Annotated in this window: 2 tRNA genes and 1 rRNA gene; all 3 read right to left on the reverse strand. The window is 50.7% G+C overall.

The features are described from left to right. Positions 1–80 precede the first annotated feature (80 nt). Positions 81–156, reverse strand: a tRNA-Ala gene (locus HX801_RS31825). A gap of 30 nt (positions 157–186) precedes the next feature. Next, positions 187–263 (reverse strand) — tRNA-Ile (locus HX801_RS31830). Between the two features lie 83 nt (positions 264–346). After that, positions 347–402, reverse strand: a 16S ribosomal RNA gene (locus HX801_RS31835); the annotation flags it as partial.

The raw sequence follows: 402 nt of genomic DNA on the forward strand, positions 1-402 counted from the left end.
CTAATCAAAGACTAGAAATCAACATTCACCATCACATCGATGGAATGCTCATTTCTAAGCTTTCAAGACAGAAGCAGTAGTGGTGGAGCCAAACGGGATCGAACCGTTGACCTCCTGCGTGCAAGGCAGGCGCTCTCCCAGCTGAGCTATGGCCCCGTATTTCTACAGGCGTTTCCCACACAAAATTGGTGGGTCTGGGCAGATTCGAACTGCCGACCTCACCCTTATCAGGGGTGCGCTCTAACCAACTGAGCTACAGACCCAATTTCGGGCTGCTTCTTTATCGTCTTCTTCAATGAATCAAGCAATTCGTGTGGGAACTTATGGAGCAGCTGATGTCGTCGATTAAGGAGGTGATCCAGCCGCAGGTTCCCCTACGGCTACCTTGTTACGACTTCACCC

The organism is Pseudomonas sp. G1002 (assembly GCF_013385455.1).
GTDB lineage: Bacteria > Pseudomonadota > Gammaproteobacteria > Pseudomonadales > Pseudomonadaceae > Aquipseudomonas.